Below are 23442 nucleotides of genomic sequence, written 5' to 3'. Positions count from 1 at the left end.
CGGCTTCCGCCTCGGGCGCGGCCCCGGAAAGGGGCCACGCTAAGGGATCTAGCGCGCGCCGCCGGCGACGGCGGGCAGGACGGTCACCGTGTCACCGTCGGACACGGGCGTGCCGAGACCGCCGAGGAAACGCACGTCCTCGTCGTTCAGGTAGACGTTCACGAACCGGCGCAGCGCCCCCTGGTCGACCAGGCGGTCCTTGATGCCGGGGTGCCGGGACTCCAGGTTGGCGATCAGCTCGTCGAGCGTGGCGCCCTCGGCGTCGACGGCCTTCGCGCCGTCGGTGTAGTTGCGCAGGATGGTAGGGATGCGTACCTCAATGGCCATCGCTGATCAGGTCTCCTCATGTCGGGATATGTCGGGGTGAGCGGGGGTCCGTTCAGCGACAGTCGTAGACGACGACAGAGGGCGTGTGCGCGAAGAGGAAGCTCTGGACATGACGCACCCGCGCGGCGGCAGGGGCGGCGGTCCTCATGGGATAAACCTTACCTCTTCTTCGCTGATCTCCCCGTCGAGGATGCGGTAGGAGCGGAATTCGGTCTCGTCCTCTTCCCGGGTTGAGACCAGCACGTAATGAGCGTTCGGCTCGGAGGCGTAGCTCACGTCGGTCCGTGAGGGGTATGCCTCGGTGGCGGTGTGGGAGTGGTAGATCACGACCAGTTCCTCGTCGTTGTCGTCCATCTCCCGCCAGACGCGGAGCTGCTCCAGCGAGTCGAAACGGTAGAAGGTGGGCGAGCGTTCGGCGTTCTCCATGGGGATGAAGCGCTCGGGTACCCCATTTCGCCCCGCGATGACCCCACACGCCTCGTCGGGGTGGTCGGCCCGCGCGTGGGCCACGATCTTGTCCACCAGTTCCTGCGAGATCGTCAGCATGGGGCGGAAACTACCAGAGTGCGCGAACCAGACTGTCCTGCAGGTAGGTCAGCCAGTCATAGGTGACGTAGGCCGGATAGCGCGGGTCGTCCTCGGACATCATCGCGATCTCGTCGTGCACCTCTTCGGTGACCTCCAGCCGGGTGCCCAGCGCCAGCCGTACGTCGTTGAGCGAGCGCAGCCACGCCTGCGCCTGCTCGGCCGTCAGCTCGCTGCGGCCGGGCTTCGCCGTGTCCAGCATCGTCTGCGCGTCGGCGCGCTTGCCCTCGCGCAGCGTCGCCTCGGTGTAGCGGCGGAAGTCGGCCGCGTCCTCGTCGTCCTCGTAGGCGCTCGGGAACAGCCGCTTCAGCACCGGGTCCGACGGCGCCTGCGCGGCGCCGATGCCGAGCGCGCGCTCCAGCGGGTCGTCACTGGTGAGCCCCGGCTCGACCAGCCCGAGCACCTGGGAGACCAGCGACTTGAGTATCGAGACCTCGGCGGGCTCGAACTCGGCGATCACACCGTCCTTGTGCGAGGTGAAGCCAGAGCTCACGGGTTCCGCCTCACTTGGCCGAGTCCGGCTGGAGCGTCGCCCACAGGCCGTAGGAGTGAAGAATCTGCACATCGCGTTCCATCTCTTCACGCGTGCCGCTGGACACGACGGCCTTGCCTTTGTGGTGGACGTCCTTCATGAGCTTCTCGGCTTTTTCCTTCGAGTAGCCGAAGACGGTCTGAAAGACATAGGTCACGTACGACATCAGGTTGACCGGGTCATTCCAGACGATCGTCACCCATGGCAGATCGGGCCGAACGTCCGATGACGGACGCTCGACGGCGATTGGAGCGGTGCTACCCACATCCCCGAGTCTGCCCTATCTGGGCCGTAGTCTTCGAGTCGTGACTATGACCATGAGCACTGCGTTGCTCACAGATCACTATGAGCTGACAATGTTGCAGGCCGCGCTACGCAGCGGCGCCGCCCATCGACGGGCCGTGTTCGAGGTCTTCGCGCGCCACCTGCCCGGCGGGCGCCGCTACGGCGTGGTCGCGGGCATCGGACGGGTGCTGGACGAGCTGGAACGCTTCCGCTTCGGTGAGGAAGAACTGGCCTACCTGCGCGACAACCGGGTGGTGGACGCGGCGACCCTGGCGTTTCTGGCCGATTACCGATTTTCCGGGAGCGTGTGCGGTTATCGCGAGGGTGACCTGTACTTCCCGGCCTCGCCGATCCTGGTGGTCGAGGGGTCGTTCGCGGAAGCCGTACTGCTTGAGACCGTGATCCTTTCGATCCTCAACCACGACTGCGCCATCGCCTCCGCGGCCTCGCGCATGGCCAACGCCGCCGGTGGCCGGCCGCTCATCGAGATGGGCTCGCGCCGCACCCACGAGCGCGCCGCCGTGGCCGCCGCCCGCGCCGCCTACCTCGCCGGCTTCACCGCGACCTCCAACCTCATGGCCGGTCACGCCTACGGCGTCCCCACAGCCGGTACGGCCGCGCACGCCTTCACCCTCCTGCACGACTCCGAGAAGGCCGCCTTCGAGGCCCAGATCGCCTCCCTCGGTCCCTCGACCACGCTCCTGGTCGACACCTACGACGTGCCCGAGGCGGTCAGGACCGCGGTCGAGCTGGCCGGCCGCGACCTGGGCGCGGTCAGGATCGACTCGGGCGACCTGGCCGCCGCCGCGCAGGAGGTGCGCGAGCAGCTCGACGCGCTCGGCGCCTTCAAGACCCGCATCCTGGTCACCTCCGACCTCGACGAGTACGCGATCGCCGCCCTGGCCGCGGCCCCCGTGGACGCCTATGGCGTGGGCACCTCGCTGGTGACGGGCTCGGGGGTGCCGACGGCGGCGCTGGTGTACAAGCTCGTGGCCAGGGAGACCGCCGCCGGCAAGTTGGAGCCGGTGGCCAAGCGCTCGGTCGGCAAGCCCTCGCGGGGCGGCCGCAAGCACGCCTACCGGCTGCTCGACGAGAGCGGCCACTACGAGACCGAGATGGTGACCACCTCGGGACTCGTGCCGGAAGGCGGCGTCCCCCTGCTGCACGAGCTGGTCAAGGACGGCGCGGTCGTGGGCCGCGAACCCCTGGAGGCCGCCCGCGACCGCCACCGCGAGGCCGTCGGACGCCTGCCCCAGGACGCCCTCCACCTCGGACGGGGCTATGCGGCCATCCCCACGGAATTCGCCTGAAGTATCGTTCTTGGTATGAGCACGGCGCTGATCATCGTCGATGTGCAGAACGACTTCTGCGAGGGCGGCAGCCTCGCCGTGGCAGGCGGCTCGGAGGTCGCGGCGGCCATCACCCGCCACGTCGCCGACCACGGCTACGACCACGTGGTGGCCACCCGCGACTACCACGTGGACCCCGGCGAGCACTTCTCCGCGACGCCCGACTACGTCTCCTCCTGGCCCGCGCACTGCGTGGCCGGCACGCCTGGCGCCGACTTCCACCCCGCCTTCGACGTGGCGGCGGTGGAGGAGGTCTTCAGCAAGGGGGCGCACGAGGCGGCCTACAGCGGCTTCGAGGGCGCCTCGGGCGACGGGGTCTCGCTGGCCGACTGGCTCAGCGCCCACGGCGTACACCAGGTGGACGTGGTCGGCATCGCCACCGACCACTGCGTGCGCGCGACGGCGCTGGACGCGGTCAAGCACGGGCTCGCGGTGAACGTGCTGCTGGACCTGACCGCCGGGGTGGCCCGCACCACCACGGACAAGGCCGTCGCGGAGCTGACCGACGCGGGCGCCAATCTGCACGGGGCCCCGATCGTGCGCGCTTAGCGACCACGCGGCCCACCGGTCATGTGATATCCAGGACGGCGACACCCCTCTGTCATCACATCGACACGCAGAGTAATCTCTCCTTCACCGTCTTGGGGTCCTCATGCTCGCCATCTCCCTGGGCCTGGCATGGCTGGTGCTCGCGCCGCTCAGCCTCTGGGTGCTCGTCCGCGGCCACAACCTCGCCAGGGCCGGCGCCGTCGCCGTGCTGGTGCTCCTTGAGTCGGGTACGGTCGCCCTGGCCGACGCCCTGGACCCGGAGCCGGTCGTGGTCTCCCACACCATGCCGCGCCAGGCGGAGTGCGCCGAGAGCGCCCCGGTCCCCGCGACGGCCCGCGTGGTCAGGCGGCGCAGCCTGGAGCTGACCTGGCCCGCCTCGGCCACCGAGTGCGACACCGCGAAGGTGCTGCTGCGCCCCAAGGGCCACAAACTGCGCGTGTGGATCCACGAGGGCCCGCTGACCGGCGTACACCCCGGCGTCACCACCGTCCCGGTGCACGTGAACGGCGGCGCCGCCTCCCTACGGGTCCCCCTGCCCAGGCCAGGCGCCTACCGCGCCATAGACGGCCGCACAAACCACCGCATCCCCACTCCCTAGCCCCTTCGGCGGCCGAACGCCGGAGCGAGTGGCGCCCACAACGGGCGAGTGGCGCTCAACGGCAGGCGAACGCCAGGGACTGGCGCGGCGCCCAAACCGCGGCACCCAAAACCGGCGGCACCCAACCCTCGAACCGGCGGCACCCAAAACCGGCGGCGCCCAACCTCGAACCGGCGGCACCCAAAACCGGCGGCACCCAACCTCGAACCGGCGGCACCCAAAAGCGGCAGCGCCCAACACGGTGGCGCCCAACACGGCGGAGGTCAGGCGCGGGCGGCGTCCGAAGGGTGGGGTCAGCGGCGTTGGGTGGCCCAGGCTCGGATCTTGTCGATGCGCTCCTGGATCTGCTCGGCCGTCGCCTGGGCGATGGGCGGACCGCCGCAGGCGCGGCGCAGCTCGTTGTGGATGATGCCGTGGGGCTGGCCGGTGCGGTGGTTCCAGGCGCCGACCAGGCCGTTGAGCTCGCGGCGCAGCTCGGCCATCTGCTCGTGGGGCGCCAGCGCGGGCCTGACCGTCTCGGCCTTCTTGGTCTTGGCGGCCTGCTGGTCGGACTGGCGCTTGCGCAGCAGGGTCGCCACCTGGTCGGGTTCGAGCAGGCCGGGCAGGCCGAGGAAGTCCTCCTCCTCGGCCGAGCCGACCTCGGCGCCGGTGCCGAACTCGCCGCCGTCGAACAGCACCCGGTCGAAGGTGGCCGACGTCTCCATGGTCTCGAACGGCAGCTCGTCACCCAGGACGTCGGGATTGTCCTTCTTGCGGTTGGCCTCCTGGAGGAGCGTGTCGTCGAGACCGTCCTCCGGCGGCCGCTTGTTGAGCACGTGGTCGCGCTCGACCTCCATCTCGTTGGCCAGCCCCATGAGGGTCGGCACCGAGGGCAGGAAGACCGAGGCCATCTCGCCGCGCTTGCGGGCCCGCACGAAGCGGCCGACAGCCTGGGCGAAGAAGAGGGGGGTCGAGGTGGAGGTGGCGTAGACGCCGACGCACAGGCGCGGGATGTCCACGCCCTCCGAGACCATGCGCACGGCGATGAGCCAGCGGTCCTCCGACGCGGCGAACTGCTTGATCTTCTTGGAGGCGCCCGGGTCGTCGGAGAGCACGACGGTGGCGCCCTCGCCGCTGATGGCGCGCAGGTGGCGGGCGTAGGCGCGGGCGGCCTCATGGTCGGTGGCGATGACCAGGCCGCCGGCGTCGGGGACGCCCCGCCGTACCTCGGTGAGGCGGCGGTCGGCGGCCTGCATCACCTGGCGGATCCAGTCGCCCTTGGGGTCGAGCGCGGCCCGCCAGGCCTGGGAGAGCTGGTCCTTGGTGAGCGGGGTGCCGAGGGTGGCGGCGATCTCGTCGCCGGCGCGGGTGCGCCACTTCATCTCGCCGGAGTAGGCGAGGAAGATGACCGGGCGGACGACGCCGTCGTCGAGGGCGGGGCCGTAGCCGTAGGAGTAGTCGGAGACGCTGCGCTTGAAGCCCTCGGTGTCCTCGGCGTACTCGACGAAGGGGATGGGGCTGTCGTCGGACCGGAACGGGGTTCCGGTGAGCTGGAGGCGACGGGTAGCCGGCTCGAACGCCTCGCGGATGCCGTCGCCCCACGACTTGGCGTCGCCCGCGTGGTGCACCTCGTCGAAGATGATCAGCGTCTTGCGCGCCTCGGTGCGGGCGCGGTGGAGCGCCGGGTGCATGGCGACCTGGGCGTAGGTGACCGCGACGCCGATGTAGTCGCGTGAGGTGGCGCCCTGGCTGTTCTTGAACTCGGGGTCGATGTTGATGCCGACCCGGCCCGCGGCGTCGGCCCACTGGCGCTTGAGGTGCTCGGTGGGCGTGACGATGGTGATGGCCCTGATCACGCCGTTGGCCAGGAGCTCGCTGGCGATGCGCAGGGCGTAGGTCGTCTTGCCCGCGCCCGGCGTCGCCACCGTGAGGAAGTCACGGGGCTCGCGCCTGAAGTAGAGGTCGAAAGCCTCCTGCTGCCAGGCCCTCAGCTTGGGCGCGGTGCCCCATGCTGCCCTGTCGGGATAGGAGGGTGACAGATGGGATGCGGCGAACGTACTCACCGCATCACCCCTGGGGTTCGTGTGCTTCGCTCTCTCACAGTGACCCAAGAGTAATCGGGCCGACCGACAAGACGTGCCGTGGAACCTGGATCCTGGCCAACCTCATCCTTGCGTGCTATTGGGCGTAGCGCGGCTTATCGCACGCTCGCCATCACCGAGTCGAGGGCCGCGATTGAGGCGGTATCCGCAGGTTGGAGCAGTCCGACCAGCAGGACGGGCCGCCCCGGCCGCGTGAGAAGGGTCACCCGCAGATAGGCCGGACGGTTGACCACATCCCGATATTCGGCCCGGATCGCCCGCGTGTGCCCCTGGGGCAGCGCCCGGTCGTCCACGATGTCGACCTGGTCGCCCTTGAGCAGCAGCCGCGAGTAGAGCTGCGCGGTGTCGGCCACCATCGTGCGCGGCGCCTGCTGGGAGTGCGGTACGGCCCGCGCCATCACCACCCCGCGATCCGAGCGCGCCACCGAGGTGAACCCGGTGACCGGCGCCACCACCCCCTCCTGCCAGTCCTGCGGCAGCATCATCGTCACCTGGGCGGCGCCATCGACGAGCCGCCCCTGGACCGGCGGCGGGGTCGCCATCCTGAACACGACCACGACCAGCCCGCCCACCAGCCCCGCGGCCACGAGAAGCGCCAGCACCGCCCCGGCCCGCCGCCGCCAGCGCGAGCGGCGCACCGGGCTGGGGGTCGCCGGCTTGCCGTAGTAGCGGGCGGAAGGGGGCAGCGACTCCCACGGCGTGGGCTCGACGTCGCGGCCCGCCGTACGTCTGAGTGGGGGGTTCCACGGCTCGTCGAGATCGTCGAGATCGTCGTCGGCGGCGGGCAGCGGAGGGGTGCCGCGCGGCGACCCGGGCGGCCAGACGCGGTGATCGTCCTCCATGGCACCTCCTCGTCCCGCTGTCCTATCACTCCTCCCGCGCCGGGTCCGGCGATCCGTGATCGCTGGGGCGGAAGGGGAAAGTTAGCCGAATGAGGGGTACGGCGGGGCACGGGAGGCCAGGGGCACGATCAGTGCGTACCCGGCAGGCCGCCCGCTCACTCCGCGCGCTCAGCCCGCGGTACGGCCCGCCAGAAGCGCCGCGGCCAGGGCGATGGCCGCCATGAGGCAGGAGATGACCACGAAGCCGGTCGCGATCTGCGCGGGGGCGTGGCCGATCATGTTCACCAGCGCGCCGCCCACGCCGATGGTGAGGGCGGAGCCGAGCATGTCGGTGACCGACAGGGCGGCCGAGTTGGCGCCCTGCTCGTTGACCGGCGACTGCTTGAGCGCGGTGACGCTGACCGTGGTCATGCCGATGCCCATGCCGAATCCGGCGATGATCCAGGCGGGCACCGCGACCCATCCGGTGACGCCGGGCAGGACCGACAGCATGGTGAGCAGCACTCCGGCCATCACGCAGAAGCCGCCGAGCCTGATGCGCCGGTGCGGCGGGGCGTCGCGGCGGCTCTGCAGGTAGGAGCCGGTCGACCAGCCGAGGGCGCCGGTGGTGAGCGCGATGCCCGCGGTGGTGGCGTCGAAGCCCTTGACCTCCTGCAGCGCGAGCGGGATGTAGGCGTTGACGCCGAAGAAGGCGGCGGAGAACATCCCACGCATCATGACCGTGGTGGGCAGGCCGCGGCCGAAGCGCAGCGCGTGCGGCGGCAGCAGGCGGTACAGGCCGTAGCCGAGCAGCGCCAGTCCCACCGCGCCGAGCAGGGCGCTGCCGACCGTGTGCTCCTGGATGCCGAACAGCAGCGTGCCCGCGCCGACCGCCGCGCAGGTGGCCGCCAGCGACATCAGTGCCGGCCTGGCGCGCGGTCCCGTCGAGGGCGCGGCCTCCTCGGTGGGCTTCCTGTTCAGGGCCGGGATGAGCATGACCAGCGCGGGCACCACGAGCGGGATGATGCCGAAGAAGACCCACTCCCAGCCGAACCGGTCGCCGACGAAGCCCGCGATGGCCGGTCCGACCATGGCGGGCACGACCCAGGCCGCCGACAGCCCCGCGAAGACCTTGGGACGCACCTCGGCCGGGTAGACCCGGGCGATCATGACGAACAGCGCCACGATCGTGGTCCCCGCCCCGAGCCCCTGGACGGCGCGGGAGACGATGAACATCTGCGCGTTCACCGCCGCCCCCGCCAGGCCCATGCCGGCGACGAACAGCACCACGCCCACCAGGAACGGCATGGTGTATCCGCGCCGGTCCGACCAGAGTCCCGACACCACGTTGGCGAACAGGCTGGCGATGAGGAAGGCGGAGAAGCTGATGCCGTAGAGCTCCACGGCGCGCAGGTCCCGGGAGATCTGCGGCATGACGACGCCGACGGACATGCCTTCGAAGGCGATCAGGGTGGCGACGAGGAGGATGCCGAAGGTGGCCGTGCGGTATGTGGGCCCGAAGATGCGGGGCGGGTCGACTGGAGTGTCCAGAGTCTTCGGTGCTGTCACCCCCATATCCTAGATGTCACCATTTTTCACTTCCAAGTAACCCCGGTGTTGCGGCCTCCACGCGGCGAGCAGGGAGGATGGGCTCCATGCGATCTTCCACCAAGCCCGAGCGGACCGAGCCGGGCACCCTGCTGGGCGGCGGCTCGCTGCTCGCCGGACTGGCCGGTCTGGCCAGCGGTCCCGTATGGGTCCTCGTCCCCGGCGGCTGGACGGCCGCCGGAACCGCGCCGAACCCGTTCAGCCTCATCGCCGGTCTGGTCGGCCTGCTGTTCGGCCTCGGCGGGCTGCTCACCGGCCTCGCGGTCCGGCGCACCGGGGGCAGCCGCGCGGGCGCGCTGCTGTCCGCGGCGGGGCTGGCCGTCTCCCTGCTGTCGTTCGTGTAGCCGGGTCAGGTCTGCGCGCCGCGGTAGGCCGCCCACATCTCGTGCATCCTGACCGCCTGACCCTGCGTGAACTCCGTCATGCACCGGTCGTAGGAGTAGTCCATGAAGTTGCGGACCGGATCGGGACCGCCCAGCGGGCAGGTGTCCTTGCCCCCCGGGCAGCCCTCGGTGGGCAGCGCCTCGGGGGGCGTGTCGTCCACGCCGTCGCCCGGCTCCTCGCAGCCGTTCTCGAAGGTGTGGAACAGCCCGAGCCAGTGACCGATCTCGTGGACGCCGGTGAAGCCCCGGTCGAAGTTGCGCAGGGCGCCGCCGGGCAGGCTGCGCCAGTCGACGACGACGCCGTCCAGGCCCGGCCCGGAGGCGTACCAGAAGGGGTAGGTCGAGAAGCCGAGCACGAGTTCGCTGAGCTGGCCGATGTAGAGGTTGAGCGTCTGCACGCCGCCCCTGCGCAGCGCGCCCTTCATGGCCGCCTCGTGGCCTAGGGGGTCGCCGAACCAGGTCGCGTTTCGGGTGAGCGTGATGCCGTCCAGACGGAAGCGCACGCCGGTGTCGACGCCGCCGAGCCGCCCGCCGTACGCGGAGTTGAGCGCGGCGATCTGCGCGCGCACGGCCTCGTCCGGCGCCCGCCGGCGCCCGTCGGTGAGCACGTGCACCCACGTCGGGACCTCGATCGAACTGGGCGGCTTGGTGTCGCCCAGCCGCTCGCCGAGCTCGGCGAGCACCTTGCGCACCTGCCGTGGATCGGGCTCGCGCACGTGCGGCGCCCGCACGTCGGGCGGGCGCTCACCCCTCAGCCGGGGTACGGCGGGCCGCTCGCAGGAAGCGGCGGCATCAGCAGGGCTGTCGATCGGTGGCACGGCCGCGAACAGGCACACCAACAGAACGGCGGTCGCACGCCGGGCCATGCACTCCCCCGATACGGCATGAGCAGGTCAGGTCACCCCGACCGTAGCCCTACCGGGGGCGATCACCCGTGATCAACACTCACTGCTTGTCGTCGCCGTCGCCGCCGCCGGCCGGCAGCCCCTCGTAGATCTCCTTGCACTCCGGGCAGACCGGGTACTTCTTCGGGTCACGGCTGGGCACCCACACCTTGCCGCACAGGGCACGGATCGGCGTGCCCGTCACCATGGCTTCGGTGATCTTGTGCTTGTCGGCATAGTGGGCGAACCGCTCGTGGTCCCCGTCGCCGTGCGAGGTCTGCGGCGTGGTTTTCTGCTCAGGGAGGATCTTCGTGCTCACCCCATCGAGTTTATGCCCGCGGGCAAGCGCCCATCCTCCTGGACGCCCCGTACGGCACGCCGCCGCGGCAGCGCGGCCAGCCCGGCGATCCATCCGAGCACGATCCCCCAGAGCAGCCCGGCCACCAGCCCACCTCCGGCCAGCCCCGCGTAGGCGCCCAGACCGGCCTCGGCCGAGGTGGCCAGGACCGCGGCCCGCAGCAGCCCGGCCAGCATCGACCCCAGGACGAACACGCCCCAGGTGGCCCAGAACCCGCGCCGCGTACTGGCCACCACCGCCACCAGCACCAGCGCCGCGGCGACGTCGGCGAGCAGGAAGAGCCAGGACGTCTCGCCGACCGGCGTCACCCGCAGCCCCGGCAGCCCGTACGGCAGGCCCACGGCCGACGGCACGGCCAGGTACCCGACCCGCGTCACCAGCCACGTCCCGAACAGGCCGAAGAACAGCGCGAGCAGCGCGGTGACGATCGCCGGAAGGCTATTGCGACCAAAGCTCATGTTCGGCAGGCTAGCGGCCACCAAGATGGTGATGGAAGACCCCAGATGCGGGAAACCCCGCGGATGCCGGAGTTCGATGAGATGAAGCGTGCGCGGTGGATCGCAGGCGCCGTGGTGGCGTTGGTCGTGGCCGGTGGCGGTGTGGCCGCGGCGGCCAGGGACACGCCGCAGCCCGCGCGCAGGTACGTGACCGACGACGCGGGACGGGCGCTGATCCTGCACGGGTTCAACACCGCCAGCAGCGCCAAGAGCACGCCGGACGGCCTGCCGAAGCTGGCCGAGGCGGATGTGGAGCGCGAGTACCGGGACATGGGGACGAACTTCGTCCGCTTCCTCCTGCAGTGGCGCGCGGTGGAGCCCTCCCCCGGCACCTATGACACGAAATATCTGGACAAGGTGGCTGAGCGCATCGGCTGGTACCGCAAACGCGGCTACCACGTCATGCTCGACATGCACCAGGACCTGTGGGGCAACGGCATCACCCCCTCCAAGGTCGCGGGCAACGGCGCGCCCCAGTGGGCCACGTTCATGGACGGCCTGCCCGTCGCCACCGAGCAGCCCACCTGGGAGATGTACTACCTGGAGCCCGGTGTCATCCGCGCCTTCGACCACTTCTGGAACACCACGGGCGAGCACCCCGAGCTCATGGACCGCTACGCCAAAGCCTGGCGAGCCGTCGCCGACCGCTTCAAGGACGACCCCGCCGTCATCGGCTACGACCTCATGAACGAGCCGTGGGGCGGATCGGTGCAGGGCGCCGCCTTCGAGACCGGCCCGCTGGCCACCCTCTACCGCAAGTCCATCGCCGAGATCCGCGCCGTCGACCCCGATAGCTGGATCTTCCTGGAGCCGCAGGCGGTCGGGGTCAACTGGGGCCTGCCCTCCGCGCTGCCCGCCTTCGACGACCCGCGCACCGGACCGGCGCGCATCGCGTTCGCGCCGCATCTCTACCCGCTCCCGCTGGACCTGGGCGACGACTACACCGCGGGATCCAGGGAGTGGACCGACCGCACGCTCGGCTGGTGGCGCGACAACATCCTGCGTACGGCCGAGCGGATGAAGGCGCCGATCGTGCTGGGCGAGTTCGGGCTGGACATGACCCGGCCGGGCGCCACGGAGCTGGTCGAACGCATCCTCCAGGTGACCGACGAGACCGCCATGGGCCGCGCCTACTGGTCGCGCGACGACGGCCCCTGGGGGCCCTACGACAAGGGGCGGGCGGGGCCGCTGGTCGAGGCTTACGCGCGGCCGTACCCGAGGGCCGTGGGCGGGGTCCCTCTCCGGGTCGCCTACGACGAGGAGGCGGTCAAGCTGACCGTCACCTTCGACGCCAACGAGACCGGCGCGACCGAGATCTACCTGCCCGCCAGGAGCTTCCCCAACGGCGGCAAGGCGTCGCTGGGCGAGGCCGAGTGGGACGCCACCCGCCGCGTCCTGACCGTCAAGACCAAGACCTCCGGCCGCCTGGACCTGGTCATCACCCCCCGATAGCCCCGGTCGTCACGCCTGGCCATCCCCCAGACAGCGGTACGGCTCCCGCCGGGTGGGCGGGAGCCGTACGTGGGGATGAGGGTGGGTCAGCCGATGTGGACCGGCTCGCCCTCGATCTTGCGGCCCGAGCGCACGAACAGCGCCAGACCGGCGGTGATCACCGCGACGATCGTGCTGACCGTGAACGCGGTGTGCATGCCGTCCATGAACGCCAGGTGCACGGCGTTGGTCAGCGCGTCGATGATCGGCTGGGCCATGCCCTGGGTCGCCTCGGCCGGGACGGTGCCGAACGCGGCCGCCTTCTCCAGGCCCTCCAGCTCGGCGGGCTTCAGCGCGGCGGCGCCGGGGCCGAGGTAGCCGGGCAGCTTGTCGGCGATGGTGCCCGCCATGACCGCGCCGAGGATCGCGGTGCCCAGCGCGCCGCCGACCTGCATGGCCGACTGCTGGATGCCGCCGGCCGCACCGGCCAGCTCCAGCGGGGCGTTGCCCACGATGATCTCGGTGGCGCCGACGAAGACCGGCGACAGTCCGAAGGCCAGCAGCAGGAACGGCAGGCCGCTCTCGACGAACGAGGCGTCCATGCTGAGCTGCGACATCAGGAACATCGCCGAGGCGGTGATGAGCAGGCCGACCGCCATGGTGATCTTCGGTCCGAGCTTGCCGATCGCCATGGCCGCCAGCGGCGAGGCGACGATCATGCCGGCGCTCATCGGCAGCATGCGCAGGCCCGCCTCAAGCGGCGTCAGGCCGTGCACGCCCTGGAAGAAGAAGCCCAGGAAGAACATGGCGCCGAACATCGCGAAGGCCACCATCATCATCAGCACGGTGCCGATGGAGATGGACGGGTTCCTGAACAGCGACAGCGGCACCAGCGGCTGCTTGGCCCTGCTCTGCCAGAAGATGAAGGCGGCGGCGAAGACCACGAAGACCCCGGCGAAGATCAGCGTCTTCGGGTCGGTCCAGCCCCACTCGGGCGCCTTGATGATCGCCCAGACCAGCGAGAACATCATGCCGGACAGCAGCACGACACCCGGCCAGTCGATCCTGGACAGGCTCGCGGCGCGGCTCTCCTTGATGATCAGGAAGCCCATGATCAGCGCGACGATGCCGACCGGGACGTTGATGTAGAAGACCGACTGCCAGCTCACGTTCTCGACCAGCAGGCCGCCCAGGATCGGGCCGGCGGCGCTGGACAGACCGATGATCGCGCCCCACGCGCCCATGGCCTGGTTCAGCCGCTCCTTGGGGAAGGCCGAGCGCAGCAGCGCGAGCGCGGCCGGCTGCAGCAGCGCCCCGAACAGACCCTGGAGCACCCGGAAGATGATCAACGCGGTGACCGAGCCGCTCAGCGCGATGGCCGCCGAGGTGATCGCGAATCCCGCGACACCGAGCAGGAAGACCCGCTTGTGGCCGTAGATGTCACCCAGCTTGCCGGCGGTGATCAGGAAGACCGCCAGCGCGAGCAGGTAGCCGTTGGTCACCCACTGCATGTCCGAGAGCGTCGCACCGAGCTCGGCGCCCATGACCGGGGCCGCGATGCCCATCACGGTGCCGTCGAGCATCACCATGATGACGCCCAGACACACCGCGAGCAGCGTCAGCCACGGATTTCCCCCGCTTGCCGATTGAGCTCCGCCCGGGGGCGACGGAACCTCCACCGTCGCCTTCGCGTGAGCCGCCATTCGAGTCCCCCTACGCTAGCCACCCCACACCGGGGCATAAGTAACCTAAGACTCCGGTAACTTATGTCATACGATGACAGATGACAAACGGGTTTTAATCGGCACACGATGACTTATGTCATAGTGTGACAGGAAGGTTTCGAGGGAGTGACGGCTGTGGGACTGCGAGAACGCAAGAAGGAGAAGACCCGCGTCGCGCTCCTCGACGTGGCGCTCGATCTTTTCCTCGAACAAGGGTACGACGCCACCACCATCGAGCAGATAGCGGGGGTCGTCGACGTCTCGCCCCGGACGTTCTTCCGCTACTTCCCCAGCAAGGACTCCATCCCGCTGTGGTTCCACGAGCAGGGGGAGGAGACGATGACGGAGACCCTCGACAGCCGGCCGGCGGACGAGCCGCCGTTCACGTCTCTGGCACACGCCCTGCGTGCCATGTTTCACGACATGCACGGCTCAACGCCGGAAGACGCCGAGAGGTTCCTCAAGCTCCGCAAACTCTTCGAGCAGAACCCGGCCCTGGTCGGCAAGTCCGTCGCCCGCGGCACCGAGACCGAGCGGCGCCTGACCGAGATCATCGCCCGCCGCCGCGGGGTCGGCGACGACGACCAGCTCTCGCACCTGATCGTCGCCTGGGCCATGGCCACCATGCGGGTCGGCTTCGAGTGCCCCACCGAGCCCATGAACATCGACGCCATCGTCGAGCGCATGGAACAGACGCTGGCGATCGCGGAACGCTCGCTCAGGCCCGGCTGGGACGCCTAGTTCATCGACGGGTCGTCGGGACAGGTCGCCACGAACGCCAGCTCGCCCGGCTGCCGCCTGAGCACCCGACGCCACAGCGTGCCCGGATCGTCGTGGAAGGTGTCGCCGGCCTCGGAGTCGACCACGTACCAGTGGCCCTCGGCGATCTCCGTCTCCAACTGGCCCGCGCTCCAGCCCGCGTAACCGGCGAAGATCCGCATCTGCGCGATCTCACCCTGGAGGATCTCCGGCGGCGCGTCCAGATCGACCGTGCCGAGGCGCGAGACCGCGGGCGTGCCCGCGTGCAGGCGCCGCCAGCCCAGAGGCTCCTCCCCGCTCGGCACCGCAGCCAGCGCCAGCGCGCTGTCCGTCTGCACCGGACCGCCCTCGAACAGCACGGAAGGCCCGGTCACCAGCGGGTCCCAGACGGGTAGCACCTGCGTCACCGAGACGTCGCTCGGCCGGTTCAGCACGACGCCGAGCGTGCCGCCGTCGAGGTCGTGTTCCAGGATCAGCACGACGCTACGCCGGAAGTTCGGGTCGTCGAGCAGCGGAGTCGCCACCAACAACCCGCCCACGTAGATCGCCTCCGCCATACCTCCATCATGAGGGAGGAGAAGGCCATCTCGCTGCCCCGGGTTACTGATGTTACGCAGTGCTATCAAACGGGCACTGTAGGTAGCAAAGATCACCATGCTGGGGGAAGCTATGACCATTGGCACCCGCCTCACACTGGCAGCACTGGCGGCCCCTTTGGGCGCATTGCTCCTCACCACATCGGCCGGCGCGGCCGTGCCGCCCGCGCCCGACGCGCCCTTCACCGTCAGCGTCAGCAGGCCGAACTGCGAGAACAGAACCGTCGAGGTCCGGCTCCGCAGCACCAGCGACTACCAGGCCGAGTTCCAGATCACCCGCGACGACGAGACCGTCGACACCGGTGTCCTCGAAGCCCGCCGCAACTACACCAAGCGCATCAAGCTCGGACACCAGCGCCGCGTCGAGATCGAGACCTTCTACACCACCCCCGACTCGCGCGACAAGCTCGTCTCCCGCGACCAGATCGGCAACGACTGCGGCTCGAACCACCGCCGGGCCTGGGACCGCGGCCGCGAGTGGGACGACTGCGACCGGGGTGAGCCCTGCTGGGACGACGAGGACTGCGACCGGGGCGAGGACTGCTGGGACGACGAGGACTGCGACCGCGGCGAGCCCTGCTGGGACGACGAGGACGACTGCCGTCGCGGCGACGACTGCGACGACGAGCTCCCCTTCACCGGGCCGCCCTCCGACTTCATGGGCAAGCTGGCCACCGCCGGCGGCCTCGTCCTGACCGGCGGCATCGTCTGGTGGTACGGCTCGATCTGGCCCCGGCAGAACTACCGGCGCCCCGAGTCAACCCTCTAGCGGGGCCGTACCCTCACGCGCAGGCCCGCCCCCGAGCGCACCCTCACGTGAACGCACCCGCACGCGAACACGCCCTCGCGTGAACGCACCCTCGCGTGAACGCAGCCGCCCTCTCACGAACGCCTCTTATGTGAACGCACCCGCCCGCGCGGCCGCCAGCGCGCGGGCGGCGGCGCGTTCGGCGACCGCCTCGTCGACCGGCTCCCTGGTGACCAGCAGGCGGTAGTACAGCGGCGCGGAGACCGCCCTGATCACCTCCATGCCGTCGGTGCCCTCGGGCAGTTCGCCGCGTGCCACGGCCCGCTCCACCACCGGGGCCCAGGCACGCACGCGGCGCAGATAGAAGTCGCTCAGCGCCGCGGCCGCCGCCTCGTCGCCGGTCGCGGCGGCGATGACGGCCTGGAAGGTGGCGCCCAGGCGGGGGTCGGTGACGGCGCCCAGGACGTTCAGCGCGTTGGCCCGCAGGTCGCCCTCGATCCCGCCGGTGTCGGCGTGCGGGGCCGAGGACTCTGCCAGCTCGGCCATCAGGTCGGTGACCAGGCCCGCGGGGTCTCCCCAGCGGCGGTAGAGCGTGGTCTTGCCGACGCCCGCCTTGGCGGCCACCCGATCCATGTTCAGGCCGTGGAATCCGCACTCCACCAGTTCGTCCTGGGTCGCCTCCAGGACCGCGGCGCGGGTGCGTGCCGTGCGCCCGCCGGGGCGTACCGTTCCAGCCAAACGGGACTGCTGTTCCATTAAGGCTCCTCGGTGTGTTACGTTCGTCTCCATCTTAACGGAACGAATGACCCATTAAGGGGCTGAGATGACCGTACTCACGGAGCGGGCGCACGCGTCCGACCGGATGACCGCCCGGCAGAAGCTGATCCTCGTGCTGCTGCTCGGCTCCCAGTTCATGCTGGCCGTCGACTTCTCCATCCTGAACGTGGCGCTGCCGGTGATCGGCTCGGGACTCGGGTTCGCGCTGGCCGACCTGCAGTGGGTGGCGACCACGTTCGCGCTGGCGGCGGCCGGTTTCACCTTGCTGTTCGGGCGCATCGCCGACCTGTTCGGACGGCGGCGCCTCTTCCTGGCCGGGATGGCGCTGCTCGGGTTGTCCTCGCTGGCCGGCGGGCTGGCCACCTCGCCGGGCATGCTGCTGGCGGCCAGGGTCGCGCAGGGGCTGGCCACCGCGATCGTCACGCCCGCCGGGCTCTCGCTGCTGACCACCTCCTTCCGCGAGGGGCCGCTGCGGCAGCGGGCGCTCGGGCTGAACGGCGCGCTGATGTCGGCCGGGTTCACCTCGGGCGCGATCCTCGGCGGACTGCTGACGGACCTGCTGAGCTGGCGCTGGGCGTTCTTCATCAACGTGCCCGTGGCGCTCGCCGTGCTCGTGGCCGCGCCCGCCGTACTGGCCGAGAGCCGCCAGGAGCAGCGGCCCAGGATCGACGTGCCCGGCGCGATCACCGTGACCGGCGGCCTCCTGGCCCTCGTCTACGGGCTGACCCGAGCCGGCGAGCACGGCTTCTCCGACCCCCTGGGCGTGGGCGCGCTCGCCGCCGGTCTCGTGCTGCTCGTCCTCTTCTGGTTCGTCGAACGGCGGGCCGCCCACCCCCTGGTGCCGGTGTCCATCCTCACCAGGGCCACCGTCAAGTGGGGCAACCTGGCCGGACTGATCGCCTTCGCCACCGAGACCTCGCTGGTGTTCCTGCTCACGCTCTACCTGCAGAAGGTGCTCGGCTACTCGGCGCTGGCGACCGGGCTGGCGTTCGGCGTCCTCGGCCTCGGCACGGTGATCGGCGGCGTGCTGGCGCCCAGGATCCTGTCCAGGATCGGCACCAGGGGCGCGCTGCTGACCGGGTTCGCGGTCCAGGGCGTGGCCACGGCCTCGCTCGGGCTCCTCGGCGCCTCGCAGGGCTGGATCTGGCTGCTGCTCGTCGCCACGTTCGTCGGCGGCATCGGCAACATGGTGGCGATCGTCGGCTTCATGGTGACCGCCACGTCCGGACTGCCCGACTCGGAGCAGGGCCTGGCGACCGGCCTCGCCACGATGACGCAGCAGGTCGGCATCACGATGGGCATCCCGGTGATGAGCGCCGTCGCCACCGCCGCGATGGGCACGGTCCTGCAGGGGGTCACGGTCGCCATCTTGGTCAACGCCGCCCTGGCCCTGACCGCCCTTCTCCTCCGCCGCACCTGAGCGACCCGGCTATGAGGAACACGGTGACGGGCATCTCCTAGCACGCGGGCGTCGTCGCGGCGGCCGGCCCCGCACGCTGGACGGGCGTCTCCCTGGACGGGGGCCAACCCCGTGCGGCGGGTGGGGCAACCACGGCTTGCCGTAACGGAAAAACGGCCCGCACAGAAGAAACCGCGAGAACCACAGCGCATAAAACTGCCCGCACAGACGGATCTGTGCGGGCAGTAGCGCGATCAGGCCTCGGTGAAGCCTCTCGCGCGCCCGCCGGCGGACTCGCGGACGGCCGCCGCGACGGCGGTGGCCACGTCGGGGTGGAACACGCTCGGCACGATGTAGTTGGGACCCAGCTCCTCCGGCGTCACCACCGCGGCCAGCGCCCCCGCCGCCGCCAGCAGCATCTCCTGCGTCACCCCGCCCGCCTGCGCGTCGAGCAGGCCGCGGAAGACGCCCGGGAAGGCGAGCACGTTGTTGATCTGGTTGGGGTAGTCGGAGCGGCCGGTGGCCACGACGGCGGCGTGTTCGCGCGCGTCGTCGGGCTGGACCTCGGGCTCCGGGTTGGCCAGCGCGAACACCACCGCGTCGTCGGCCATCGTGGCGATGTCGTCGCCGTTGAGGATGCCGGGGGCCGACACGCCCACGAACACGTCCGCGCCCTTGACCGCGCCGCGCAGGTCACCGGAGTAGCCCTCGGCGTTGGTGTGCTCGGCGATCCAGCGCAGCGACTCGTCGAGGTCGTCGCGGCCCTTGTGGACCGCGCCGAGGTAGTCGCAGACGATGACGTTGCGGGCCCCCGCCGCCAGCAGCAGCCGCAGTACGGCGTTGCCGGCCGCACCGGCCCCCGCCATGGTGATCCTGACCTGCCCGATCTCCTTGCGGACCACGCGCAGGGCGTTGGTGAGCGCGGCGAGCACGCAGATGGCGGTGCCGTGCTGGTCGTCGTGGAAGACGGGGATGTCGAGCAGCTCGCGCAGGCGGCGCTCGACCTCGAAGCAGCGGGGCGCGGAGATGTCCTCCAGGTTGATGCCGCCGAAGCCGGGGGCGATCACCTGCACGGTCCTGACGATCTCGTCGACGTCCTGCGTGTCCAGGCAGATGGGCCAGGCGTCGATTCCGGCGAACCGTTTGAACAGCGCCGCCTTGCCCTCCATGACCGGCAGCGCGGCCTCGGGGCCGATGTTGCCCAGGCCGAGCACGGCCGAGCCGTCGGTGACCACCGCGACGGTGTTGCGCTTGATGGTCAGGCGGCGCGCGTCCTCCTTGTTGCGCGCGATGGCCATCGAGACGCGGGCCACACCCGGGGTGTAGGCCATCGAGAGCTCGTCGCGGTTGCGCAGCGGCACCTTCGACTTCATCTCGATCTTGCCGCCGAGGTGCATCAGGAAGGTCCGGTCGGAGACCTTGTGGATGACCACGTCCTCGATGGCTTCGAGCTGGTCGACGATGGCCTGCGCGTGGTCGGTGTCGCGCGCGGCGCAGGTGACGTCGATGCGGAGCTTGTCGTGGCCCGCGGTGTTGACGTCGAGGGCGGTGACCACGCCGCCCGCGGTCTCTACGGCGTGGGTGAGCGCGCTGACGGCCTTGCCGCCTGCGGGCACTTCGAGCCGCACGGTGATGGAGTACGACACACTCGGGACGGTCGCCACGTCATCCGCTCCTTAGGGCCTGACCAAGAGTGCTTTCCATGGTGCCACTTCTCGCGAGTGCACGATCCCACAGCCGATGTTTCCGGATATTTCCCCAAAGATCAGGAAATGTTGCAACGGAACGTTCATCCACTCCCTCAAGGGTCGTCCCGTATCCCCTGCACGAGGAGCACCATTGCGCACCCCCGCCCTGCTGGCCGCCACCGCGCTCGCCCTGCTCACCACAGCGGCGCCCGCGACGGCGGCCGGGAACGAACTCCGCGTCAACCACGTCCAGACCATGGCCACGCATAACAGCTACCACCTGGAGCTGACCGACGAGGAGAAGGACGTCCAGCGCAGGACCGACCGCAACTGGTGGAACCTGCAGTACTCCCACACCGCGATCCCCAACCAGTTCGCCGCCCAGAACGTGCGCGGCATCGAGCTGGACGTCTTCCCCGACCCCAAGGGCGGCCTCTACACCAGCCCGCTGGTGCGCCGCGACGCCGGCCTGCCCCCGCTGACCGACCCCGACCTCGCCAAGCCCGGCTTCAAGGTCCTGCACTGGGGCGACCACGACTACGCCTCCAACTGCTCGACGCTCGTCAAGTGCCTGCGCCAGGTCAAGCAGTGGTCGGACGCCAACCCCGGCCACGTGCCGATCACCATCCTGACCGAGCTCAAGCGCACCGACCCGGCCAAGGAGGCGATGGGCGGCGCCAAGAGCCCGCCGTGGGACACGGCCCTGCTGGACGCCCTGGACGCGGAGATCCGCTCGGTCTTCCCCGGCGAGCGGCTCATCACGCCCGACGGCGTCCGCAGGGCCGGCCACACGCTCGAAGAGTCCGTCCTGCGGTACGGCTGGCCGCGCCTCGACCGCTCCCGCGGCAAGGTCATGTTCTTCATGGACAACCAGGACCCGGCCCTTCAGGCCCACTACCTGGCCGGACGCCCGAGCCTGGAGGGCAGGGTGCTGTTCACCAACTCCCGCCCCGGCCGCCCGGACGCCGCCTTCATCGGCTGGAACGACCCGCTCGGCGCCAACCTGGCCCAGATCCAGGAGTTCGTGAAGAAGGGCTACTACGTGCGCACCCGCTCGGACGTGCCGTTCACCGAGGCCCGCTCCGGCGACACCACGCGGCTGCGCGCGGCCCTGGACAGCGGCGCCCAGATGGTCAGCACCGACTTCCCCGTCATCGGCCTGTCGGCGCGCAACGGCTCCGAGTACGTGGGCGAACTGCCCGGCGGCGCCACCGCCCGCTGCAACCCGGTCAGCGCCCCGAAGGGCTGCCGCGACCACCGGCTGGACATCAGTCCAGGGCCTCGGCAGCGGTGACGATGACCTCCACGCAGACCGGCACCGGGATCAGCGTGCTGTCCACGGCGAGCTGGTACTGGCAGGGCTCGGCCGGGTCCACGCGGTAGAAGTGCCGCACGTAGGCGGTGCGGGCCCGGTCGTTGTCCTCGATCGTGCGGCGCGCCTCCTTCTCGGACAGCTCCGAGAGGGTGGCCGTCTGCGCGATCCGGCGTTTCAGCGGGGCGTCCAGGCGTACGTGCAGGGCGCCCGGGTGGTCGGCCAGCACGACGGCGCCCGCCCTGCCCAGGAAGACGCCGCCGGTGTCGCGGGCCGTGTCCTTCATCGTGCGCTCGGTCCTGCGCACGAACTCCTCGGGCGCCACGGGCAGGGCGCCGGGCACGTACATGTCCACGCCGCCGAACGTGACCGTCGGCAGCCGCATCGCCCCTGACAGCAGGCGGCCGAGCCCGTGCTCCGCCCGGTCGTCGTGGGCCAGCGCCTCCTCCAGCGAGCAGCCCAGCTCCTGGGCCACGGCGCTGGGGATCGCGCGGTCGACGAAGGGCACGCCAAGGCGTTCGGCCACGGCCGGGCCGATCAGGTGCCCGGCCGTGCCGTACGTCGCCGAAATCGTGACGACCCGCATATGTCCAGGTTAGACGTCAGAACAGGGCGTTCGCCAGGGCCCGACGCGCCTTGGCCAGCGACGGGTCCTCGGCGGGCAGCGCGTCGAACAGGCCGAGCAGGTGCTTGCGCACCTTCTCCCGCTCGTCGCCGGAGGTGCGCTTGACCACGCCCACCAGCCGCGCGAACGCCTCGTCCACCGATCCGGCCAGCATCTCCAGGTCGGCGGAGAGCAACTGGGCCTCGATGTCGGCGGGGTCCTGGGCGCGGCGGCTCACCTCGCCGGGGTCGGCCGTCATCGTGCGCTTGATCAGCCCGACGCCCGCCAGGCCCATCCTGGCGTCCTCGTCGCCCGGCACCCGCGCCAGCAGCCGCTCGTAGGCGGCCTCGGCCGCCTCGAGGTCGCCCTTGTCGATCGCCTGCTCGGCGGCGAGCAGGTCGGGGTCGGCGGGCGGCTCGGCCGGGCCGTCCTGGGCGAACGCCTCGCCCTCCTGCTCCGGCGGGCGCGCGGCGGGGTTGGCCTCGTAGAACTGCTCGACGGCGCCCATCAGCTCATCCAGCCAGCGCTGGATCTCCGCCTCGGGCAGCACCTGCTGGAAGCCGGTCACCGCCTGCTCCTGGAAGATGGCCAGCACGGTCGGCACCGCCTGCACGCGCAGCGCCTGCGCGATCTGCGGGCTGGCGTCCACGTTCACCTTCGCCAGTACGGCCCGGCCGCCCAGCCCGGCGACCACCTTTTCCAGCACGGGGCTGAGCTGTGCGCTGCCCGGCGCCCGGGGCGACCACAGGTCGAGGATGACCGGCACGGTCCGCGACCGCTCGATGACATCGCCGGTGAAGGTCGCCTCGGTGACGTCGACCACCGACGCCGACGCGGCCTGGGGACCCGCGGCCTCCCGCCTGGCCTGCGCCTCCAGTGCCTGCTTACGCGCGCCCAGGTCCACTGCTCCGTAGAGCGACCCGGGCCTAGAGAAGTCCGCCATGCTCCTCATCTTGCCGCATCGGGGAGGCGCCGAAGTCACCAGCCGCCACCCGGAGCGTGCGGAGCTGGTCGAACATCTGCTTCAGCTCGGCCTCGCCGTACATCTCCATGCCGAACTCCGCGGCCATGAGGTCGGCCGTCGCGCGGCGCACGGCCTCGCGGCCCGCGTCGGTGATCTCGGCGAGCACGCCCCTGCCGTCGCGCGGGTTGGGCAGGCGGGTGACAAGGCCGGAGCGCTCCAGCCTGTCGACCGTGTTGGTGACGCTCGTGGGATGGACCATGAGGCGTTCGCCGATCTTCGACAGCGGGAGCGCGCCGGTTCTGCTGAAAGTCAACAACACCAATGCCTCGTATCTCGCGAAGGTCAAGTCGTACGGCTTAAGGAGCGAGTCAAGTTGCGACAGGAGGATCTGGTGCGCTCTCATGATCGAAGTAACGGCGGCCATGGCGGAAGAGGGCCCGAAGTGAACACGCCAGGTCTCGGCGGCGCGTTCGATGGGATCGAACGGCAGGTTGAGCGACTTCGGCTGTGGCACAGCGCTACGTTAGCGCTGGTTCGTCTGATTACGTAGCGCAGCCGGACGCACGAGCTTGACCAAGAACGC

General features: G+C 70.5%; 26 protein-coding genes. 9 read left to right on the top strand and 17 right to left on the bottom strand.

All coding sequences use genetic code 11. The annotated features are described in order from the left end of the window. Positions 1–48: 48 nt before the first annotated feature. The 4 genes from ACIBEJ_RS44770 to clpS all read right to left on the bottom strand — a co-directional run bounded on the left by ACIBEJ_RS44770 (position 49) and on the right by clpS (position 1709). Positions 49–327, bottom strand: a complete 279-nt coding sequence (locus tag ACIBEJ_RS44770; protein ID WP_397189074.1) for a MoaD/ThiS family protein — start codon at positions 325–327, stop codon at positions 49–51. Between the two features lie 144 nt (positions 328–471). Further along, the gene (locus tag ACIBEJ_RS44765) at positions 472–873 is read right to left on the bottom strand and encodes a Mov34/MPN/PAD-1 family protein (protein WP_397189073.1); all 402 of its coding nucleotides are present in this window, start codon (positions 871–873) and stop codon (positions 472–474) included. Between the two features lie 10 nt (positions 874–883). Continuing rightward, positions 884–1405 carry a DUF2017 domain-containing protein gene (locus ACIBEJ_RS44760; RefSeq protein WP_397189072.1) on the bottom strand — a complete coding sequence of 174 codons (522 nt, stop codon included), beginning with the start codon at positions 1403–1405 and terminating at the stop codon, positions 884–886. Between the two features lie 10 nt (positions 1406–1415). Further along, positions 1416–1709, bottom strand: a complete 294-nt coding sequence (gene clpS, locus ACIBEJ_RS44755) for an ATP-dependent Clp protease adapter ClpS (RefSeq protein ID WP_397189071.1) — start codon at positions 1707–1709, stop codon at positions 1416–1418. Positions 1710–1755: 46 nt separating this feature from the next. Between clpS and ACIBEJ_RS44750 the strand changes: the two genes are divergently transcribed. From ACIBEJ_RS44750 to ACIBEJ_RS44740, 3 genes are all read left to right on the top strand, one after another. After that, entirely contained in the window at positions 1756–3039 is a 1284-nt protein-coding gene (locus ACIBEJ_RS44750) for a nicotinate phosphoribosyltransferase (protein ID WP_397189070.1), read from the top strand. A 15-nt stretch (positions 3040–3054) separates the two neighbouring features. Continuing rightward, the gene (locus tag ACIBEJ_RS44745) at positions 3055–3627 is read left to right on the top strand and encodes an isochorismatase family protein (protein WP_397189069.1); all 573 of its coding nucleotides are present in this window, start codon (positions 3055–3057) and stop codon (positions 3625–3627) included. Between the two features lie 103 nt (positions 3628–3730). Further along, positions 3731–4225: a hypothetical protein gene (locus ACIBEJ_RS44740; RefSeq protein ID WP_397189068.1), complete on the top strand. Its 495-nt coding sequence runs from the start codon at positions 3731–3733 to the stop codon at positions 4223–4225. 293 nt (positions 4226–4518) lie between these two features. On the opposite strand, the gene ACIBEJ_RS44735 is transcribed toward ACIBEJ_RS44740, so the two are convergent. From ACIBEJ_RS44735 to ACIBEJ_RS44725, 3 genes are all read right to left on the bottom strand, one after another. Next, on the bottom strand, positions 4519–6267 hold the full coding sequence (locus ACIBEJ_RS44735) for a DEAD/DEAH box helicase (RefSeq protein WP_397189067.1): 1749 nt from the start codon (positions 6265–6267) through the stop codon (positions 4519–4521). Positions 6268–6401: 134 nt separating this feature from the next. After that, a complete protein-coding gene (locus ACIBEJ_RS44730; RefSeq protein WP_397189066.1) occupies positions 6402–7148 on the bottom strand; it encodes a hypothetical protein in 747 nt (248 codons plus the stop codon). Positions 7149–7316: 168 nt separating this feature from the next. Further along, positions 7317–8702, bottom strand: coding sequence for an MFS transporter (locus ACIBEJ_RS44725; protein ID WP_397189065.1), 1386 nt, complete (start codon positions 8700–8702; stop codon positions 7317–7319). An 80-nt stretch (positions 8703–8782) separates the two neighbouring features. Between ACIBEJ_RS44725 and ACIBEJ_RS44720 the strand changes: the two genes are divergently transcribed. Further along, positions 8783–9079, top strand: coding sequence for a hypothetical protein (locus tag ACIBEJ_RS44720; RefSeq protein ID WP_397189064.1), 297 nt, complete (start codon positions 8783–8785; stop codon positions 9077–9079). A gap of 5 nt (positions 9080–9084) precedes the next feature. Here the strand turns inward: ACIBEJ_RS44720 and ACIBEJ_RS44715 are convergent, their stop codons facing one another. The 3 genes from ACIBEJ_RS44715 to ACIBEJ_RS44705 form a co-directional block, all read right to left on the bottom strand. Then, positions 9085–9984, bottom strand: a complete 900-nt coding sequence (locus ACIBEJ_RS44715) for a zinc metalloprotease (protein WP_397189063.1) — start codon at positions 9982–9984, stop codon at positions 9085–9087. A gap of 79 nt (positions 9985–10063) precedes the next feature. Continuing rightward, positions 10064–10321, bottom strand: a complete 258-nt coding sequence (locus ACIBEJ_RS44710) for a DUF3039 domain-containing protein (protein WP_397189062.1) — start codon at positions 10319–10321, stop codon at positions 10064–10066. Then, positions 10318–10818 carry a hypothetical protein gene (locus ACIBEJ_RS44705; protein WP_397189061.1) on the bottom strand — a complete coding sequence of 167 codons (501 nt, stop codon included), beginning with the start codon at positions 10816–10818 and terminating at the stop codon, positions 10318–10320. The genes ACIBEJ_RS44710 and ACIBEJ_RS44705 overlap by 4 nt, the downstream gene beginning before the upstream one ends. A gap of 45 nt (positions 10819–10863) precedes the next feature. Between ACIBEJ_RS44705 and ACIBEJ_RS44700 the strand changes: the two genes are divergently transcribed. Beyond that, a complete protein-coding gene (locus ACIBEJ_RS44700) occupies positions 10864–12309 on the top strand; it encodes a cellulase family glycosylhydrolase (protein ID WP_397189060.1) in 1446 nt (481 codons plus the stop codon). 86 nt (positions 12310–12395) lie between these two features. Here the strand turns inward: ACIBEJ_RS44700 and ACIBEJ_RS44695 are convergent, their stop codons facing one another. Continuing rightward, positions 12396–13991 (bottom strand): DHA2 family efflux MFS transporter permease subunit, encoded by a 1596-nt coding sequence (locus ACIBEJ_RS44695; RefSeq protein ID WP_397189059.1) that lies wholly within the window; start codon positions 13989–13991, stop codon positions 12396–12398. Positions 13992–14147: 156 nt separating this feature from the next. On the opposite strand from ACIBEJ_RS44695, the gene ACIBEJ_RS44690 reads away from it, so the two are divergent. Continuing rightward, positions 14148–14753, top strand: a complete 606-nt coding sequence (locus ACIBEJ_RS44690) for a TetR family transcriptional regulator (RefSeq protein ID WP_397189058.1) — start codon at positions 14148–14150, stop codon at positions 14751–14753. On the opposite strand, the gene ACIBEJ_RS44685 is transcribed toward ACIBEJ_RS44690, so the two are convergent. Then, positions 14750–15328 (bottom strand): YqgE/AlgH family protein, encoded by a 579-nt coding sequence (locus ACIBEJ_RS44685; RefSeq protein WP_397189057.1) that lies wholly within the window; start codon positions 15326–15328, stop codon positions 14750–14752. The genes ACIBEJ_RS44690 and ACIBEJ_RS44685 overlap by 4 nt on opposite strands. Positions 15329–15440: 112 nt before the next feature. Between ACIBEJ_RS44685 and ACIBEJ_RS44680 the strand changes: the two genes are divergently transcribed. Further along, the gene (locus tag ACIBEJ_RS44680; protein WP_397189056.1) at positions 15441–16136 is read left to right on the top strand and encodes a hypothetical protein; all 696 of its coding nucleotides are present in this window, start codon (positions 15441–15443) and stop codon (positions 16134–16136) included. Positions 16137–16262: 126 nt separating this feature from the next. Here the strand turns inward: ACIBEJ_RS44680 and ACIBEJ_RS44675 are convergent, their stop codons facing one another. After that, positions 16263–16871: a TetR/AcrR family transcriptional regulator gene (locus tag ACIBEJ_RS44675; protein ID WP_397189055.1), complete on the bottom strand. Its 609-nt coding sequence runs from the start codon at positions 16869–16871 to the stop codon at positions 16263–16265. 67 nt (positions 16872–16938) lie between these two features. On the opposite strand from ACIBEJ_RS44675, the gene ACIBEJ_RS44670 reads away from it, so the two are divergent. Then, positions 16939–18312, top strand: a complete 1374-nt coding sequence (locus tag ACIBEJ_RS44670; protein ID WP_397189054.1) for an MFS transporter — start codon at positions 16939–16941, stop codon at positions 18310–18312. 233 nt (positions 18313–18545) lie between these two features. Here the strand turns inward: ACIBEJ_RS44670 and ACIBEJ_RS44665 are convergent, their stop codons facing one another. Continuing rightward, positions 18546–19955, bottom strand: a complete 1410-nt coding sequence (locus ACIBEJ_RS44665; protein WP_397189053.1) for an NAD-dependent malic enzyme — start codon at positions 19953–19955, stop codon at positions 18546–18548. A gap of 175 nt (positions 19956–20130) precedes the next feature. Here ACIBEJ_RS44665 and ACIBEJ_RS44660 point away from each other — a divergent pair, with 175 nt between their 5' ends. Then, on the top strand, positions 20131–21273 hold the full coding sequence (locus ACIBEJ_RS44660) for a phosphatidylinositol-specific phospholipase C1-like protein (protein WP_397189052.1): 1143 nt from the start codon (positions 20131–20133) through the stop codon (positions 21271–21273). Here ACIBEJ_RS44660 and ACIBEJ_RS44655 read toward each other — a convergent pair. From ACIBEJ_RS44655 to ACIBEJ_RS44645, 3 genes are read right to left on the bottom strand one after another with little or no spacing between them, the layout of a single operon-like run. Then, entirely contained in the window at positions 21248–21877 is a 630-nt protein-coding gene (locus tag ACIBEJ_RS44655; RefSeq protein ID WP_397189051.1) for an AAA family ATPase, read from the bottom strand. The two genes, ACIBEJ_RS44660 and ACIBEJ_RS44655, sit on opposite strands and share 26 nt — an antisense overlap. 16 nt (positions 21878–21893) lie before the next feature. After that, positions 21894–22838: a tetratricopeptide repeat protein gene (locus tag ACIBEJ_RS44650; protein ID WP_397189050.1), complete on the bottom strand. Its 945-nt coding sequence runs from the start codon at positions 22836–22838 to the stop codon at positions 21894–21896. Further along, positions 22822–23373: a MarR family winged helix-turn-helix transcriptional regulator gene (locus ACIBEJ_RS44645; RefSeq protein ID WP_397189049.1), complete on the bottom strand. Its 552-nt coding sequence runs from the start codon at positions 23371–23373 to the stop codon at positions 22822–22824. The genes ACIBEJ_RS44650 and ACIBEJ_RS44645 overlap by 17 nt, the downstream gene beginning before the upstream one ends. Between the last annotated feature and the right edge of the window lie 69 nt (positions 23374–23442).

It is taken from the genome of Nonomuraea sp. NPDC050790, assembly GCF_044456745.1.
Taxonomy (GTDB): Bacteria; Actinomycetota; Actinomycetes; order Streptosporangiales; family Streptosporangiaceae; genus Nonomuraea.
Note: the sequence above shows the minus strand (reverse complement) of the source record. Positions and strands in the feature narration are given on the sequence as shown.